We start from the raw sequence: 1,022 nt of genomic DNA on the forward strand, positions 1-1,022 counted from the left end.
GCAATTACTCTTCGAGGAAATGTTGTTTGTAATAAATAACGTGACTAATGTCCGCTGAATACTGAATTTTAGACATAGAAAGGCTGCAAATTCGCAGTTTTTGAATTGCTTTAGATGGTTTACTATATCGCTCTATTTTATGCTAATAGCTTTTCACAATTTCTCACGTTTGCTCGCCGCTTTCTATTTAAATGTTCACAGTATCCTTCCTGCGATGTTGGCCTCCCGACTGCGCCATGAAACACCCGTGTAAAGTGGCTCGTGAGTTTTAACCAATTATCTGCTGAGATATTTACCCGCTCCAATAACCGTGAATGAGTATTATCTATATAACCGCGCTTATCTTCTCGTATACAACGACCTGTTAACTCTACAAGTTCTAAATAAGATTTTAACTCAAATGGTAAGCCCTTTGCCATGTGCTGCCTTGGCATACCTGCAAAGCGTAGTAATTGTATTGGTTGTTTACCGTCGGTTGCACTTTCAATCCGTTTTTGTACGCTCGTGTAATCCGATGTTTCTGGTGTGTGAGCTATCTTCGCTCTGATTGGGTTTAAATCAACATACGCCATACATGCAGCCAATGCGGCTTCATCTAACAGTGCTTGTGATTTGAAACGGCCTTCCCAAAATCGCCCTGTACATCCATCTTCTTTATTCGCCCTGCGAGCTATATCTTCATTTAATAATCGCATAAACCAGCTAATACTTGATAAACGCTCACGGTACTCATCGACGGTCTCATTTAAAAAGAAGCATTCTGCTTTCGTTAGCTTGCCCCCTTGAACATATTTATTTGTCAGCATGGTGCCTTTACATAATTTATGCCAACGGATAATAATGGCTTTATCGTTCAGTCGTTTCGCTTTTTTATCATCAACATACAACACTAAGTGCGTATGATTACTCATCACTGCATATGCGCAAACATCAATACAAAACACGTTAGAAAGAGCCAATAGCTTCTCTTCAACCCAACACCTGCGATGCTCATATGATTGGCCAGTAAAACGATCTTCGCC

At 40.3% G+C, this 1,022-nt stretch carries 1 protein-coding gene; it reads right to left on the reverse strand.

Annotation, left to right across the window (positions count from 1 at the left end; genetic code table 11):
* Window positions 1-137 precede the first annotated feature (137 nt).
* Window positions 138-1,022, reverse strand: an 885-nt coding sequence (locus H5154_RS22830; RefSeq protein WP_182719740.1) for a transposase, incomplete at its 5' end; no start/stop codon positions are given.

The sequence above is a fragment of the Pseudoalteromonas sp. SR44-5 genome (genome assembly GCF_014163675.1).
Classification (GTDB): Bacteria; Pseudomonadota; Gammaproteobacteria; order Enterobacterales; family Alteromonadaceae; genus Pseudoalteromonas; species Pseudoalteromonas rhizosphaerae.